Source organism: Paenibacillus sp. J22R67 (genome assembly GCF_059692175.1).
Map to the genome: position 1 here is coordinate 11,803 of NZ_JCAUAX010000004.1, position 16,635 is coordinate 28,437.

A 16,635-nucleotide genomic window follows, 5' to 3' on the forward strand; every position below is an offset into this window, starting at 1 on the left:
AGGAAAAAATGAAAAAACTTGGAAAGGCAAGTATTGCATTGAGTTTGACAACGGTTTTTCTGACGACAGGTATCGTGACCGCTGCAGGAAATTTGATTCAAAAGAGAATTGAAGTAAGCAGCGGAGTAAAGATATACGTTGATAACAAAGAATTTATTACTCGCGATGCAAATGGTGAAGTTGCAGAAACATTTATTTATAATGGGGTTACATATGCTCCGGCTCGTGCACTATCAGAAGGTCTTGGCAGAAAAGTGACTTGGAACGAAAATTCATCAAACGTCAATATTACAACTGACAGTGCTTTAGTCATTAAGGAACAAGGCAATTTTTCGGCCGGTGGTACAGTTGAAACAAGCGACGGAAAATTTGATCCGATGCAGCCGTGGACGGTCGCTCAAGGCGGTCAAACTCGGCATGGCGACCATGCTGATGTACTCTATCAAATTCCGGTTAAAGCCAATGAATATCCAATGGTGTTTCTTCACGGTTATGGTCAATCTCGACGGAGTTGGCAAACAACTGCCGATGGTCGGGAGGGTTTTTCCAATATTTTCTTGAAGAAGGGTTACAGTACTTACCTCATCGATCAGCCCGGTCGTGGAGAGGCGGGACAGGTTACTGGGGCTGGACAGATAAGTGCAGTTCCAGACGATCAAACATGGTTCACACAATTCCGGATCGGTCTCTGGCCTAATTTTTATGAAGGTGTGCAGTTCCCAAAAGACAGCAAGTCGCTCGATCAGTTTTTCCGTATGATGGTGCCAGATACCGGCACTACTACTGAGCGGAATGCAACGGTTACCGCCATGTCTGATGTATTTGACCGAACCGGCCCTGGCATCTTATTTACTCACTCGGCAAGTGGTATGACTGGTTGGCAGACTGCGATTACTAATGCAAATGTAAAGGCAATTGTCTCCATTGAACCAGGTGGCTTCCCATTTCCTATTGACCCAAATGCCAATCCTACGCGTTCCGTTGGCGGGATTGAAATGGAGGATTTTATGAAGCTGACCAAAATTCCCATCATTGTGTATTATGGAGACAACATCCCCGATAAGGAAACCGGAATCCCTTCGCAGGATTTTTGGAGGCGGTCTCTTGAATCAGCGCGACAGTGGGCAGAGTTGGTTAACAGCAATGGCGGTGATGTGACTATCGTACATCTACCTGAAATTGGAATAAAAGGGAATACGCATTTTATTATGTCCGATTTGAACAATCAGGTTGTTGCAGAAAAACTCGCTGAATGGTTAAAAGAAAAAGGGCTCGATAAAATTAAATAAGACTCCACATTGTAAAAAAGGACCTGGCGGTGATCCGCCAGGTTTTTCTTAAATAATCTTGTAAACCCCTCCAAGTTATTCAACGAATTACTCAATAACATAGCGGTGAATAGGAAGGTTGAAGAGAATGACTTCCTAATAAGTAAAATGAGAGGAATAGACAATGATTCGAGACGAATGGGATATCTGTCTTTTTCTCATTTGCTGCATAATAAGAATAAAGTTAATGAGGCGTAGCAATCAGAGAGAACCAGCGGTAATCATATTGTTTTAAGGAGGCAAAAGTTGTTTACTCGAATAAATAAATTGTTTGCGATCAAGGGATATGGTTTGTTTGTCATTTGTGTTCTATTGGTAGGTACAGGTATTTCAATTTCACTGCCGTACTTAGCTCTCTATTGTACAGAGAAATTGGGTATGAGTGCGGCAACCTTCGGAATTTTCACAGCAGTGAGTTCGTTAAGTGGCGTGGTGGCCAACTCTTTTATTGGTAAACATTCGGATCGCAGGATGGACCGGAGGTTTATTATTATTATAGCAACGGTTTCTTCTGCACTGGGCTATACCTCCTATTTAGTATTTGATAGCTTCTTAATTTTGCTTATCATTGTTAGTTTTTTTAGTGGTTTAGGGGCTGCTGCAATGCCGCAAATTTATGCCTACGCTCAGGAATCGGCAAATGAAAGCAACTCCGATGACAAGACATTTGCAATGTCCACTTTACGTTCTCTTGTATCTCTCGGTTTCTTGGTAGGTCCTCTAATCGGAACAATAATCTTAGGAACTGTTGGATATAAGGGTCTCTTTATGGGGACTTCTGCTATTTTTCTTACAATATCATCTCTTGTTTTTATATTTCTGCCTAAAAAAGGAGCCATTCAGAAAAAGAGAATGGGTACTGGCACAACTACACTCAAACGGAGTCAGATATATTATCCGCTAATTGCCTTCATATTTCTATTTGCTGTCAATGCCGTTAACGGGATTGTTACGCCATTATTTATTGTCAACGAGCTTCATGGTACATATTCCGATGTTGGAATGATTGTTAGTATATGTGCTGGTTTAGAGATTCCCATTATGTTCGTGCTAGGTGCTGTAAGCAGAAAGATATCCAACCATTCTTTGATGATCAGCGCATGTTTTATTGCCATACTTTACAATATTATTTTAAGTGTTTCTACCGATTCCTGGCATCTGATCGCAGCCCAGCTTTTGCAGGCAGCTTTTGTGGCTATTGTTATGGGCAATGGATTAAGCTATTTCACGGAATTGCTTCCAAATTCACCAGGGCTGTCCACATCGATTTATTACAACGGGTCTATTATTGGAAGGTTAGTAGGAAATTTAGGCGGAGGTATCATAGCTCAGTATGCTGGGTTTCGAGATGTTTATTGGGTGTGTCTGGCAATTGTGATTGTCTCGTTCTGTATCTTATGGAGGATAAGACCCCATAAGGATGTTGAGGTATCTACTTAGGTTGATTGATCGGCAGGAAATCGTGTTAGGTTATTTTTTTGCAAGCCAAAGGGGGCATGAGGTTGAATCTAGCCATTCAAAAAGAAAAGAATGACATACAATTAATTGAAGGAATTAAAGATTTGTTGAAAGAAAGCTATCAGATTTCTGAAGATCAAATGACTTTGATCATGAATAATGCAAGTGAAAGTTCAGAAGAATATTTAGTCGATTATTTTTCATATGTAGAACCCATCCAGGAAATTTGTGATGGTATCAGGAACATATTGGAAAAACATTTAAAACAAATAGATCAAGAAGAAGAAATAGTTTTAAAAATGGCTAAAGAAGCCGCTGTTTGGCACGCGTTTGAATGTATAAGAAGATATTATAAAAACAAGGCTAACCTTTTTTAATTTTGTAGTGAGATTCATTACAAATGCTGGACGTATTCTCCACAGTGCCCCTGACGGTTTTTATAAGAATGTTCGGAATTGTGGGAACAGAATTGATTACTATATGATCAGCAGTTACGTTTCGTACGGTAGTTCTGCTAAATGATTTAAGCCATGCATTTACTGCATGGTTTTTTACTTTTCGAGGACAACTGTCGGGTGACAAGAACATTATCTCATTTATTGCCGCGTTAACCGCGGTTTTTTTATTTTATGGGATCAAGTTCTTGTCAAAACCCAATGACAAGAACTTGATCCCATTCCCGACAGAGCCATTTAAACGTTCTTTTTTAAGCTCTTACAAGTCATCTCTAAACTATACCAGCTAATAGGCTGTCAATATTTAATAATTAATCAATGATTTGAAGGATGCTATACTGATAAATGGGTACGACAAATAGCCGTCCAACAGAATTTGGGAAAGTTTTCCTCTATGTCTAAGGCTTGCTAATTTAGTCGAGGCGGAAGGGTTCTTTCTTAGTTAAGATCGCATAAATCCAGTGGATTAGTTTATTTGCACAAGCGATCACTGCTACTTTAAACAATTTGCCCTCAGCACGTTTCTTATCGTAAAAGACCCTTAATTTTTTATTGCGTGAGCTTCGCAGACCACAACGAACAGCTTGGTATAAGGCTGTACGAAGCTTTCTAGAACCGCGTTTAGTAATTGGATTTCGAGTAGCAGTAAACTTTCCGGAAGAAAAAACGCTAGGATCAATACCCGCAAATGCGATCAATTTCTTTGCATGATCGAAACGATCGATTTCCCCGATTTCGGCTAAAATTGTTGCCGCAAGTTTAGTACCAATTCCGGGGATCGATTGAATTAATTCATACTCCAATAATTCTTGAGCCAACTTCTCTATGGAGTGATCAAGTTTAGATAGATGCTCTTGGTATTGAAGAAGTAAATTAACAAGTAGCTCCAACGAGATTAAATGACTTGGGAAAGCTGTCTCCTTGAAGGGATTACGCCCTGCAGCAGCCATTAGTTTTCGTGCGCTTTCCAGCGTCCAGTCGTTTGAATTGACATATCCCACTAGAGACTGAATCTGCGTCATAACGTCATTCTCAGACATCTCTAGCACCGTTTGAGACGTAGGATATAGAGCCAAGAACCGAAGGGAAACCTTTGCATAAAGGTCACCAAAAACGCCATGATACTCCGGGAACACCTGATCCAGTACCGATTGGAATTGTAACTTTACTTGAACGTACATACCCGTTAGAGACTCGTGTTGCCTTGTCAGGTAACGCAAATTCATCAGATATTGACCTCTTTCCATAGGGCGTTCCTCTGTCTGCAAAAGCTTGCGCATGACTTTCCCCCTTGGAAACATCCAAACCAATGACAGGATTCACACAATCACTCCCTATATATTTTCACCGGCAACCCCTAACCTTCTTGTCGTCCACACTATCGCATGTGATTCGGGATCATCGTCCCAACCAGCCTAATCATGGTATAACAAGTAGGGGGGATGAACTGTATAGCTCTCGGGATCCAACTCCCACGAGCAGAAACGTTCGATCCCCGGCTACCGCTATCTTACGACCACACAAATATGAGGTCTACCAGAAAGATCTGGTGACCTCATAATACGATCGGGCAGATTAGTTCAAACAAAATGGGTATTGTTACAGGGAGTTTAATAGTTAAATGATAAAGAAGAAATGGAAATTCAATGATTCGGAGAACACGGTAGTATTATCAATAAGAGAAGTTGTATTTAATAAAAATCCAATATTAATTGTTCAGTTGATTCCATATTGAAAAACGATTAAGACGGGAGCGATAGTTCAATAACAAAGCTCAAACCCACCAACAAATGGTGGGTTTAAGCTTTGTTATTGAAAAATCACACCGAATTTTAACAGGGTTTTAAGAAAGTTGTTCGATGGCGCTCCATGTCTTCGGCACCACGGATGCCACATAGACGTTCCCAGCCAAGGCATATTTCTGCGCCACCCGCAGTACCTCATCTGCGGTCACCGCCTCTACTTTGGCTACGAAAGCATCAACATCAAACTCCAGTCCATACAGTGTGCTATAACTCAGAGAATCATTCTGAGTGAGCACATCGTCCATACTGATTACCAGCTGTCCGGTCAAACATGCAATGGCGCGGCGGAGCTCCGCAGCACTGACGAGACTTGTCTCCAGATCCGCCAGGTGTTTAAACAGAATTTTCCTTGCCCCGTTTACGTACGTTGCCGGCAGTCCCATATATCCCAAAAGGTAGCCGTGGTCATGAAAAGACTCGTAATCCACATCGACCGCATACGCGAGTCCCTTTTCTTCACGAATCTCATCATACAAACGAGAAGACGCATTTCCATGCGCTCCTAAGATCGTGGCAATAACTTCAAGCGCCGGCTCATCGCCGCTCCCGTAACCTGCTACGGGAATTGCCCATGAAATATGCGCCTGTTTGACGCTGCGTTTGACAACCGCCTCTTTTTGCTGCAGATCATATTCACGCCTCTCCTGCTCGGCACGATCCTTCGGCTGATGAACTTTTAGGCTTTCCAAATAAGAGAGCACCGCAAATTTATCAAAATTGCCCGTCGCTACAAAGATCACAGCGCCTGTGTGATAGTACGAGTTATAAAACTGAAGGAGATGTGATCGCTGGATCTTCCCCACGCTTTTCTTAGTACCCAGAAGCGAGCTTCGCTTCAACAGACCTTCGAGCACCTCGCCGGAAACCGAAGACGGTTGATCGGCATACATATGAATTTCTTCGATGATGACCTGCTTTTCTTTTTCGATTTCTTCTTCTGGGAGCGCCGGTTGCCAAAAAAAGTCCGATAGAAGGTCCAGCGCCTCCATGCCGTACTTGCTTTGCACCTGGATGTAGTACTTGGTTTCATCCTCCGAGGTATAGGCATTGGGAAGCGTGCCGAGGTCCGCGGCGTCCTGGTTAATCTTTTTTGCCGTTTTCGTGGCGCTGCCTTTAAAGAGCATATGTTCGAGAAAATGAGCAGTCCCGGCAGGGACGCCTACTTCCATGTTGCATCCTGCTTTAATCGCGTAGGCAAAGACCGCACTGCGCGAAGACGAATCTGGCTTCAGTACGACTTGTAAATGATTTTTTAATGTCATGATCTCCATGCGCAGATCCCCCTTTACTTTTTGCATTTTGAATTTTCCGGAGGGAACCTTCGTATCTGGCTTCCGTGCTAATATATATATCTATATTACACTATTTTGGTTCATACCTGTAGGAGCGTTGGTATGTTCGAGTCGAATGAGGAAATCAGGATCATGCACTCTTCAATATAGATGTTACAAACGCTGAGGATAAGGAACTACTCAAAATATTAGAATCTGTATTAATAAAATATACCTTGAAACAGGACAATTAATTGAGGATATTACTAAGTGTTATAAAGGAAGGATTCATGAATTTCAAACTGATTATGAGCGTTTTTGGGTTATTTAAAGATATGATGAAGTTATCAGGAGAGTGCTTGTCCGTTATAGGGCATTTGTAAATGATGAATTAGAGCAATCAACGGATTGCTTTATTATCCTTAAGGATACGAGAACTCCATGAAACCAGGCTGCAGCGCAGCCCATTAAGCTAAAGGGCAGGATAACGCAACAACCCTAATAAAATGGAATATTAAGCGAAACCATAGAAACATTTCCATGTTTACTGCGTCAATTAATAAAAGGGATAATAATTGAAAGGGACTGGTAATTTCATGAGTAAGGTAAAACGTGCTAGTTTGATTATTAGTTTTGTTGTTGCAAGTATTATTTTTGCAGGTCTAGCTACAAAATCAATAATAATAACTGTGAAAGATAGTTCTTCTTCTGTATCGTCACCAAGGAAAATATCAGAAGGAGAAATGAAAAAGCTAAAACAAGAAACAGATTTGATTACTACTAAATTTGGAGAATTCAGGCGTGTTTCGTCCGAACAGTCATATAAAACTTCTGAAACGGCATATGATTTGGATTCTGTTAACGAACAAACAAAGGTATTAATTTTGGATGACTATGACGGCATATTCATAACGAGTAAAGATTAATGTCATGAGGCGATAAATAAGTAAAAGAGTTGGTTGTTAAACTAACGGTGAACGTTACTTCAATAAACTACAAATGAGGCAACCACCGAGAAAATGTGGTAGCCTCATTATGTTATCAGGCAGGATAATTCAATTTATAGCGATTTTTACCCGCAACAAATGTGATTTGTTTAGTAAACTGAGGTATGTATAATTTTCCCTGTTTACTCAGCGAGATAATAAGGTGCGATTCACGAGAGCAACTTCCCAAAGAGGAATAGAAGGAGGTCAACAAAGTATGCAACGACCCCAAATATGGCACTATGGCCTTGTCGCGCAATCGTGGGCGAATGCTACGGAAGCTGGTCCGGAAGGGGCGTACTACAAGAAGCTGATCGAGACATCCGGACAACCGGCACTTGACCTGGGTTGCGGCAGTGGACGCTTGTTGCTCAACTTTTTGCAGGCTGGTCTGGATGTGGATGGCTGCGACTACTCCGAGGATATGCTTGCAGTCTGCCAGGAGCGAGCAGCAAAGCATGGCCTTTCACCTCGACTCTATGTGCAGGCCATGCATGAGTTGGATCTGCCACAGCGCTATAGGACGATAATTGCCTGTGGAGTGATTGGTCTCGGCGGAGAGCATCGTCTGACTATGCAGGCCATGCAGCGCTGCCTTGAGCATCTACGTTCAGGCGGCACGTTCGCATTCAACTATGCGGTGCGATGGAACGATCCGCCCGCTTGGCTAGCGAGGTTGCCTGAGTACAGGCGGGCTGAACCCCAGGAATGGCCCGCATCCAGCGAGCGCCAGCGCCTGGCCGACGGCATGGAGCTGGAAATGGCTGCCCGGACACTTAAGACAGATCCCTTGGAGAACGTCTCCACCCGTCAGATGCGAGTTCGGCTGTGGCACGAAGAGAGCCTTATCAAGGAAGAAGTTCACACGCAAATGGTGGAAGACTTTACGAAGAACGAGTTGGTGTTGATGCTTGAGCGCGCGGGCTTCAGCGACATCCAGATCTTTGGAGACTTCAGAGATGAACCAGCTACCGCAGACCACCATGATCTGGTCTTTATCTGCCGAAAGTAAAATCGCGTCCCAATTGTGATTCATAACGAGATATTAGAAAACAATATCTTCATTATTGAAGACCCTGACGGCTACCGATTAATGCAATACAAATGTAGCACTATTGAACTAACGAAAGAACTATAGCGTACTGACTAGGGAGCAGATCGCCACGCGGCAACTGCTCCCTGGTCGTGTTAAAGGGCAGTTTAGCGCAGTAAGTATCATGATATAATAATGATAAATCAGTGTTTTTGGAGATGAATTTGTGGAAATAAAATATCCGTTTAAACCTAAGACTAATAAATTTTTAACTCCTGGTCAGTTCTGGGCCATCCCTCTTCAAAACGAGAAATTTGCTTGTGGTAGAGTTATTCAAGTAACTAAATCATACATCGCAAGCCCAACAAAAACATTCCTTGCTGGATTAATGGATTGGGTAGGAGATGCACCTCCAAAGACTGAAGATATTGCAGGAAAAAAGACCTTAATACAAGGCGTGGCACATATTAAAGCAATCCACGAGACAGGTTTACCAGAAATGATAATCGGTTATCGCCCATTAGAAATAGACTTTATTGAACCTGATTACTTTCGCTCTCAAACTGGTTATCAGCCTGAATATTGTAAGTTGATGAAAGGGTTAGTTGAATTAAGACCAATTACTAAAAGTGAATGGGAGTTATATCCTACACTGGGTGCTTGGGGGACAGATTACATTAGACAAGTTGCAGAAATTAAGTTATTACGCTAACGAAAACGTTAGTTCAGGAACTAAAAAGTAAGGCTGCCGCGAATAGATCGGGCAGCCTCATTAAGCAATTGGGCAGATTAGCTGAAGCATTACAAGGTGTTTTAAAGCCTTTCCCACGCCAGATGGTATCTATTTTTATCTCATCTAGTATGAGTGACATTTCCCATATTTTAGTTGCAATCACATCACTTGCCTTCTAAAGGCAGTCCTTCTGTTATCAAGTTTCAGGGTTTTTGAGTTGTGTTCAACTCATCATATAACCATTCATTAACCTCTCTAACAATTTCAAATTTATTATCCTCGGAGACAGTATAACCTTGATGACTAAACACATCTTGAATAACTTTCTTCCCCTCAGGATCATTAACGATAGCAATAAATGCGTCCTGAATCTTTTTACGCCATTCTGGATGCATATCCGAACGAACAGAAATGGTATCGTTGGGGATTTTACTTGAAAATGCAAGGATACGTGTGTCATTCATAACATTGGGGTAATCTTTCAGCATATTGGTTCGAATATCTTGAAATACAGCGACAGCGTCTACTTTGTTATTCAGCAGTCCTTGAACTGCTTTGTCATGTCCCCTGAATTGCTCGCCCGTTACATTACGAAAAGGGTCTATTCCGTTCTTTAACAACAAATATCCTGGATAAACATAGCCTGCAGCTGAGGTTACACTTTGCCATCCAATTTTTTTGTTTTTTAAGTCCTCAATGCTTTGGATAGGCGAATCTGCTCTAACGAGAAACATTGCTTGATAAAAATCAACAAGTTCTTGAGTTGACTTTCCAGTTGGAGTTTCTACACCATAGCGTAATGCCTGCAACAGCACATCGACTGCTTTAAGGTTATCATGTGCGTAAACATAATAAGAGGGTGGCAAAAAACTTAGATCAATAGTCTTAGCTTTCATGGATTTAACTACATTGTTATAATCCATATTGACACTAAATTCGACGGGGATTTCAAGCTGTTCACTAAGCATTTTCTCAAGGGGTTTTGCTTTAGCCAGTAAAAGTTCCGCCATTTGAGAAGGGACGAATTGAATCCTTAGTTCGCTGGGTACAAAAGAAGCAGAAGATGCGGCACTATTCTGATCCAAAGAGTCCGGACGATATTGCGATGTATCATCTAATACCTCAGATGATGTAACAATCTTAACCTTCTGATCAACAGAATTCCAAGTTACCAGAGCCCCGAAAGTTTCTGCAATAAACCTTACCGGAACCATTGTATTCCCGTTATTAATATAGGGAACACCGCTTAAAACAACTGCCCCCTTATTGATATAAGCAAACTGTGAGCCAATAAAAAGTTGAACAGATATGTTGTCTTTTTTAGCAACAATACTCTGATCTTCTTTATTCCAAGTAACCTGTGCATTTAGCGCTTCGAAAATAGGCCTCATAGGAACCATGACAGTCCCCTGATGATTAACAGGCGGAACTTCAAGATGAAGCGTCTGATTATCAATCACAATATTAGCCATGAGATCGTTGTCATCCATTGCTAACCCATTATTAAAACAAAATAACATGCTAAGTAAGAAAGTGCACAGTGCTGTTTTTAGAGTCTTCATATATAATCCCCCTATAAATCTTTTATATTTCTGATAAAACTATCGCTTTATCCCATCTTACCATATTGTGGAAAGTTTGTAGGCAGGCAAGTTTGCAACAAAAAATACCGGGTAGCAACTGCAGCGGGGATTCCCATTGAGAATTTCGCCACTATTAAACTAAAGGGAGTTATTCGTAATACAATATTTAAATAATAACTACCTTGTAAAAGGAGTTTATTAGTACGTGGACGAATAAGAAAAAATAAATATATTGCAGGAGGAAAAAATGAAAAATTCTGCAAATGCATTGTCCATTGTATTTTTAGGTGTTTGTTTAATAATTGGGTGCTGGCTCATATCAAATTCATTTGACAAAAATAACGTTGAGGTTCCATCTTCTAATCGTCAGAATCAGCTTTTAACCCGTTCTGAATTAGCCCAATACCTAGGTATTAGTGAAACTGCGGTAGACAAACTGGGACCGCAATCCATGGGGGCTACAACTACAAGTCAAATCCCTTATGTGAAAATTGGGTATACAATATATTTCCCATTGAAAGCTATTGACAGTTGGCTTACAAAAACTGAAGCTGTGATTGTCCAATAACAAAATGTACGGCAAGTCCTATCTATTGGACTTGCCGTATTGAGCTAACGGATAACGATTGTTTAATTCCACAGGGGCTGCTAACAAGCAGCTTCTTGTTTTTTTATTCAAATTTGAATAGAATTACGTTGCTTCGTGTCCACAATGTCAAAAAATTCGATAATAGGGGAGAAGATCTAGAGGATTTGATCTCGATCGGAACGATCGGTTTGATCAAGGCCATCGAGTCGTTCTCGCCGAATAAGGGCACGAAGCTCGCGACTTTTGCGGCTCGCTGTATCGAGAACGAGATCCTTATGCATCTGCGTTCGTTGAAAAAGACGAGGAAAGATGTGTCCTTGCATGACCCCATCGGAACGGACAAAGAGGGGAATGAAATTACGCTGATCGACATCCTAGGCACGGAAGCGGACGATGTCGTGGATAAGGTTCAATTGAAGATAGAGAAAAGCAAAATATATCGGAATTTAGAGATTTTGGATGACCGCGAGAAGGAAGTTGTTGTCTGGCGGTTCGGGTTAGAGCTTGACGGGGAAGAACGGACGCAACGGGAGATTGCGAAGGAGCTTGAAATTAGCCGCTCCTATGTGTCGCGGATTGAGAAGCGGGCGCTCATGAAGACGAAAATACCATCGATATCGTGAAACGTATGGGGCTGTTCGACCAAATCATGTCGAACAGAATAATCATGGAAGTGATGGAATTCAAAAATTCTGATGATGTGACTGAAAAGATGAATACGAAATCGAACGAGATGTGTTTTTGAATATCATGTTGGAGGCTGTCAAAGATGATGTCGAGTTTATTTTTGTCGATAGGTGAGGAGGTGGAATTTCCACATTTCTTTAATCACGACATGAAAACAGCCGGCACACGATCGGCTGTCTTTGTCTGTGTGCGCCCAGCATGGGCAGGCGTGGACGGCCTCGATTACTGAGTGTCATTTGTCCCTTCCATTTTCCCAAGCTTGCTTCGGTCAAATTAAGTCATGCGTGGCGGAGTAGTGCGTTCCCATGTGCAAATCCACGTAAGGTGTCGACTAACTAAAATCGATCTATAAATTCTTGGTTTCCTGTCTTCGATATTAAAAACAAGGTATCTCCACTTTTTGGAACATGTTTCTGCTCTAGTACAATTCGAAAGATCGTATTGCCCCAGCTCGATACGAGCTTGCTGTCAGTCAAGGGTATTTCTTCGACATGAATGGTAAAACAGTTCGTGTCAAAATTCATTTGTACCTCATCTTTCTCAGAAATGAATATAATTCCATCTTTGGTATGTTTCACTTCACAGGGAGTAATAAAGTGATGCGACATGCTTTTATTCTGTTCTAGTTCATAACGATCTTTGATGGTTATATTTTGTGTCAACCGGTTAAGGGTAACATGGCGAATATAGTGTTTAATCATAGCTTCTGCTTCATAGGAATGGCTAATGTCCATCGACAGGCTGGCTATTTGCTCGGTCGCATGATAGCATACTTGTTCAGAACGGTATTCAGGTCCTTCGTGCTGCATCATACCATTGATGGTAGGCAGATTATGATATTGTGACTGTATGGACCAAATATCATAGCGGTTTGGGCCAAAAAACGATCGGCGATAGACCTCTACCCCGATATCAATAAGTATTGGACGAGCGTTATAAAAGACGACATAATTACCAACATCATTGTGATTATGACTGTCTCCATTACTTCCGCCTTTGACACAGAGGAACAGTCCTTTATCCGCCTCCTCGGTTTCCCGTGCAACCATTATGCCTAGACTTTCAATATAGGATTCTGTTTCAAATTTAACGCACTGTGCATTCTGCAGCATACGATGTGAGTGACCGATCGATGACATGGCCCTTGAGAGGGAGAGCGTTGGGAATGTTTTGTTATCCAATTGGTATTTAAAGCAATGGGCTCCAAAGTCCGCTAGCCGTGTATCACTCATCCGAATGCCTGCAGTAAAAATAATTTCTGCAGGTGGATTGTATTTTGCACTGCCATCCGCAAAATTAACGACATAATTCTTGCCTATATATAGCTTTCGAATATAATCGGTGAAGTTGCGCAGTTTTGGCTCTTCATAGATTTGAATCGCACCGTTAGTCGCATAATCGACTAGAGCTAATCCTTCTAGCAGCATGCCGCAGGATCTTCCCCAATAGGTGGCTCCTTCATCGATGCCGCCGTCCTCGTGTATTCCTTGCAAGTAATAATCTAGCATATCCATTGCACGGACAATTCCTCTACTTCGGAGATCATCGTCTTCCTCACAGAATAGAATACTGATTAAGCAATTAACCACACACCATGGATTCCAGTTATTCATATCTCTTCGATCACTGTAGCCCATCCACCAATAATCATATCTTGTCAAATAGGGGTCAATAATACGGCGTTTAATCTCACGCTTGATTCGACGGCTAATGAGCGGATCGATCTCATCCAACTTGTCTTTGAGAAGATAGTAGACTATCGAAAGTGTCATTCCGGTCTCGCCCGCAAATATATCAAGTGCATGAACATCGATGTCAGGAAGAGTTCTTTCGCCATTAATGGGATCCTGCTCATAAATAAAGTTATGAGCAGGAACGACCCATGAACTTTCTTCACAAACGCACCAAATACCATTAATGATGTCCTCCAAATAAGAGCCGTCACCTGTAAAGCATTCCGCTAGCGTCAATGTGGAAAGAGCATGTCTTCGAGCGAAATAGGGTGTTTCGTAGATAGCTCGGTCTCCGCTAATGAAGTACTCTCTAAAATCAGTGGCTTTAAGCATGGGATAGTCGAAGTTTTGGTACGTCATTGCCTGCTCTATAATAAGATCCCGGATCTGAGTATCTATTGAATCCCACAATTCTCGCTGCTCATAGCGAAGAAAGGGGACAAACTGCTTTAAGGGGAGTACGGGAAAAGATTTTGATTTTACATGACCTGAGTTGGTTGTCTCATATATGAATTCTCTCAGCATATTGTACCTCCTTGAATTAAAAAGAGGGGAAGATCAGCTTCGTTGTCCAATGCCGTTCTTCCCATTACGTTTACTTATTGATTTCGTCTACGACTGCTTGAAGGTTGATTTCTTTGGCATAACTCGTAAATTTCGTTACATAGTTATCGTAATCAATCTTGCCCATCACATAATTATGGAACAGATCCGTTGCTTTAGCTTTAAGATCGTTTGAAACATTACTATACAGCGTAAATGTGCTCGAGGGAGCGTCGGTTACAACTTTATCTTTATAGGTTTCGCCCAACTTGGCAATTTCAATAATGGCGTTATACTCTCCTTGAGTTTCTTGATCAAATGTGAATGGGTATTTAAAATCCCGATTAAGTGGCGGGAAGGATTGCCCGCGGAAGCCGACACCGCCATTTTCCACATTCGCAACAAGTACGCCGTTATCTACCTTATAGTGGTAACCTTCAATTCCGCGGCTAGTGGACACAATAGCTTCTGGATCGGTTAGCAGCCAAGTGAAGAAAGCGTCAAACGTTTCCTTCGGGTGCTTGCTTGCACGTGTAATGCCGATTGGAGAATCTGCTTCATAATACGATAATCCGAACACGCCTTTGGCACCTTCGAACGGCTGCACATAAGCAACATCTGCCCCTTTGAAGTTCTTGTCTATACCCTCTTTGAGCGTGTCATAAATATCATCCCACATAATAATGGCACCGGCTTTACCATTCATGAACTTCGTTCTTACTGCACCGTAGCTTGTATTCGTTGGCATCTCAAGATCAATTAGCTGCTCACTGTATAGTTTTTTCATGAAATCCAGATATTCTTTATATTCAGGTGTAAGGAAAGGAATAACAGCTTTACTATTTTTCATATAAATTTGATTACGAGTGCCGAAATATGCGGCGAACATATCCTGGTCCTTCAGTACGGCCGAGAGGGTCATTGGAATCGTATCTTTTTTCCCGTTGTTATCCAAATCGTTGTCACGGAATTGAGTCAGTATGTTGACAAGCTCATCCATCGTTTTCGGCTGCTTGACGCCAAGCTTGTCCAGCCAATCGGTACGCAGCCATAGATTCATATACTTTTGGTTCGTAACCGATATCCCATACGTTTTCCCGAAATATTTAAATGGGGTCAAGACATTTGGATTCGCATCGAGAACAGCTTTTACTTTCGGGTTACCGTTAATATAATCATCCAAAGGAACTAGAAAATCCTGCTTCACTAAGGGATACGGATTCGCAGGCAGGCGGGCAAGATCGGGCTTGTCGCCTGAAACGAAGGAAGCTGTGACCTTATCCTCCCAGTTATTTTGCGGAATATGTTTTACTTTTAGATCAATGCCTGTTTTGCTCATAAACTGCGTGGATAACATCTGGGCTACATCGGGGTTCGTATAATAGTCCTTGGTCAAAAATGAGATTGAGGTAAGCTTTTCTCCCTCAGCAGCACTTGCAGCAGGCTTGTCTGACGGACTGCTATTACTGCAAGCTGCTAATACCGTTGTGCAGGTGATAAGAACTGCGAGAACTGGTTTGACTTTTTTCATTTTTTCTCCACCTCTTTATATGATTTGAGCATTAGCCCTTTACGGAGCCAATCAATACACCTTTTACAAAATATTTTTGCAGGAATGGATAAACAATCATAATGGGTAATAGCGCTACGACAATAGTCGTATACTGAATATTTTTAATCAGTGTTTGCTCCGTACTCGTCGAATCCATCGTGGTTTCCATCACTAAGGTGCGCAAGACAACCTGCAAAGTATGCATCTTAGGTTCATTAATATAAAGGATGACATCCAAGTAACTGTTCCATGAGCCTACCATATAAAACAAGCCGACAGTTGCGAGAGCAGCCGTGGATAGAGGCAGGATGATTTTGATCAGAATTTTGATTTCGGAGCAGCCGTCAATTCGAGCACTCTCTACAAGGGAAGAAGGAATGCTCTCCATAAAGTTTCGCATAATGAGAACATTAAAGGTGTTCAAAGCGGCTGGAAAAATAAGTGCTGAGAACGTATTAAGCAGACCGAAGTCTTTGACAAGCAAATATTTGGGCAGAAAGCCTAAGCTAAGGAGCATGGGGAGTAAAACAATAAAATTAAGATATCTTCTTCCTACAAGCTCTCTTCTGGAGAGAGGGTACGCAAATCCAATCGTTAGAACCATAGAGACAACAAGACTGCATCCGGTTACGAACAAGGAGTTCATGAACGGCACTTGGATGAGGTCATTTTCCAATACATATTTATAGTGTTCTAGCGTAAAGCCTCTAGGAAATATGCGAAATGACGCATCGGAAGAAGTTGAGAATGTGAGCTGAACGATGTACAGGATCGGCAGCAGCACACTTAATGCGAATACGCCCATGACGACGATGGATAGGATGTGTACGGCCTTCTCCCCAAGCGTCTGTCTGCTAAGCAATGACGACACCTCCTTTT

At 41.8% G+C, this 16,635-nt stretch carries 13 protein-coding genes and 1 pseudogene; 8 read left to right on the plus strand and 6 right to left on the minus strand.

All coding sequences use genetic code 11. From position 1 onward, the window contains the following. Nucleotides 1–8 precede the first annotated feature (8 nt). The 3 genes from AC58VC_RS16455 to AC58VC_RS16465 all read left to right on the plus strand — a co-directional run bounded on the left by AC58VC_RS16455 (nt 9) and on the right by AC58VC_RS16465 (nt 3,163). A complete protein-coding gene (locus tag AC58VC_RS16455; RefSeq protein ID WP_497369843.1) occupies nt 9–1,289 on the plus strand; it encodes an alpha/beta fold hydrolase in 1,281 nt (426 codons plus the stop codon). A gap of 285 nt (nt 1,290–1,574) precedes the next feature. Continuing rightward, on the plus strand, nt 1,575–2,768 hold the full coding sequence (locus tag AC58VC_RS16460) for a sugar efflux transporter (protein ID WP_497369844.1): 1,194 nt from the start codon (nt 1,575–1,577) through the stop codon (nt 2,766–2,768). A gap of 62 nt (nt 2,769–2,830) precedes the next feature. Next, nucleotides 2,831–3,163 carry a hypothetical protein gene (locus tag AC58VC_RS16465; protein WP_497369845.1) on the plus strand — a complete coding sequence of 111 codons (333 nt, stop codon included), beginning with the start codon at nt 2,831–2,833 and terminating at the stop codon, nt 3,161–3,163. A 491-nt stretch (nt 3,164–3,654) separates the two neighbouring features. Here AC58VC_RS16465 and AC58VC_RS16470 read toward each other — a convergent pair. Then, nucleotides 3,655–4,482, minus strand: a pseudogene (locus AC58VC_RS16470) (IS110 family RNA-guided transposase); the annotation flags it as partial. A gap of 602 nt (nt 4,483–5,084) precedes the next feature. Then, nucleotides 5,085–6,317, minus strand: a complete 1,233-nt coding sequence (locus AC58VC_RS16475; protein ID WP_497369846.1) for a M16 family metallopeptidase — start codon at nt 6,315–6,317, stop codon at nt 5,085–5,087. 596 nt (nt 6,318–6,913) lie between these two features. On the opposite strand from AC58VC_RS16475, the gene AC58VC_RS16480 reads away from it, so the two are divergent. The 3 genes from AC58VC_RS16480 (at nt 6,914) to AC58VC_RS16490 (ending at nt 9,048) form a co-directional block, all read left to right on the plus strand. Then, a complete protein-coding gene (locus AC58VC_RS16480) occupies nt 6,914–7,243 on the plus strand; it encodes a hypothetical protein (protein WP_497369847.1) in 330 nt (109 codons plus the stop codon). A gap of 277 nt (nt 7,244–7,520) precedes the next feature. Then, nucleotides 7,521–8,315, plus strand: a complete 795-nt coding sequence (locus AC58VC_RS16485) for a class I SAM-dependent DNA methyltransferase (RefSeq protein ID WP_497369848.1) — start codon at nt 7,521–7,523, stop codon at nt 8,313–8,315. Nucleotides 8,316–8,562: 247 nt separating this feature from the next. Further along, a complete protein-coding gene (locus tag AC58VC_RS16490) occupies nt 8,563–9,048 on the plus strand; it encodes an Imm26 family immunity protein (RefSeq protein ID WP_497369849.1) in 486 nt (161 codons plus the stop codon). A gap of 224 nt (nt 9,049–9,272) precedes the next feature. Here the strand turns inward: AC58VC_RS16490 and phnD are convergent, their stop codons facing one another. Next, complete coding sequence (gene phnD / locus AC58VC_RS16495) at nt 9,273–10,631, minus strand: phosphate/phosphite/phosphonate ABC transporter substrate-binding protein (RefSeq protein WP_497369850.1); 1,359 nt, start codon at nt 10,629–10,631, stop codon at nt 9,273–9,275. A 268-nt stretch (nt 10,632–10,899) separates the two neighbouring features. On the opposite strand from phnD, the gene AC58VC_RS16500 reads away from it, so the two are divergent. Further along, complete coding sequence (locus AC58VC_RS16500; protein ID WP_497369851.1) at nt 10,900–11,220, plus strand: helix-turn-helix domain-containing protein; 321 nt, start codon at nt 10,900–10,902, stop codon at nt 11,218–11,220. A 77-nt stretch (nt 11,221–11,297) separates the two neighbouring features. After that, entirely contained in the window at nt 11,298–11,864 is a 567-nt protein-coding gene (gene sigK, locus AC58VC_RS16505; protein ID WP_497370575.1) for an RNA polymerase sporulation sigma factor SigK, read from the plus strand. 399 nt (nt 11,865–12,263) lie between these two features. On the opposite strand, the gene AC58VC_RS16510 is transcribed toward sigK, so the two are convergent. The 3 genes from AC58VC_RS16510 to AC58VC_RS16520 form a co-directional block, all read right to left on the minus strand. After that, on the minus strand, nt 12,264–14,186 hold the full coding sequence (locus tag AC58VC_RS16510) for a heparinase II/III domain-containing protein (RefSeq protein ID WP_497369852.1): 1,923 nt from the start codon (nt 14,184–14,186) through the stop codon (nt 12,264–12,266). A gap of 70 nt (nt 14,187–14,256) precedes the next feature. Further along, nucleotides 14,257–15,735, minus strand: a complete 1,479-nt coding sequence (locus AC58VC_RS16515; RefSeq protein ID WP_497369853.1) for an extracellular solute-binding protein — start codon at nt 15,733–15,735, stop codon at nt 14,257–14,259. A 31-nt stretch (nt 15,736–15,766) separates the two neighbouring features. Beyond that, complete coding sequence (locus AC58VC_RS16520; protein ID WP_497369854.1) at nt 15,767–16,618, minus strand: carbohydrate ABC transporter permease; 852 nt, start codon at nt 16,616–16,618, stop codon at nt 15,767–15,769. Nucleotides 16,619–16,635: the final 17 nt, after the last annotated feature.

What these genes read in the sequence shown, in the direction of transcription:
- AC58VC_RS16455 (WP_497369843.1), top strand. Translation starts at nt 9, where the DNA reads ATGAAAAAACTTGGAAAGGCAAGTATTGCATTGAGTTTGACAACGGTT.
- AC58VC_RS16475 (WP_497369846.1), bottom strand. Translation starts at nt 6,317, where the DNA reads ATGGAGATCATGACATTAAAAAATCATTTACAAGTCGTACTGAAGCCA.
- AC58VC_RS16480 (WP_497369847.1), top strand. Translation starts at nt 6,914, where the DNA reads ATGAGTAAGGTAAAACGTGCTAGTTTGATTATTAGTTTTGTTGTTGCA.
- AC58VC_RS16485 (WP_497369848.1), top strand. Translation starts at nt 7,521, where the DNA reads ATGCAACGACCCCAAATATGGCACTATGGCCTTGTCGCGCAATCGTGG.
- phnD (WP_497369850.1), bottom strand. Translation starts at nt 10,631, where the DNA reads ATGAAGACTCTAAAAACAGCACTGTGCACTTTCTTACTTAGCATGTTA.
- AC58VC_RS16500 (WP_497369851.1), top strand. Translation starts at nt 10,900, where the DNA reads ATGAAAAATTCTGCAAATGCATTGTCCATTGTATTTTTAGGTGTTTGT.
- AC58VC_RS16510 (WP_497369852.1), bottom strand. Translation starts at nt 14,186, where the DNA reads ATGCTGAGAGAATTCATATATGAGACAACCAACTCAGGTCATGTAAAA.
- AC58VC_RS16515 (WP_497369853.1), bottom strand. Translation starts at nt 15,735, where the DNA reads ATGAAAAAAGTCAAACCAGTTCTCGCAGTTCTTATCACCTGCACAACG.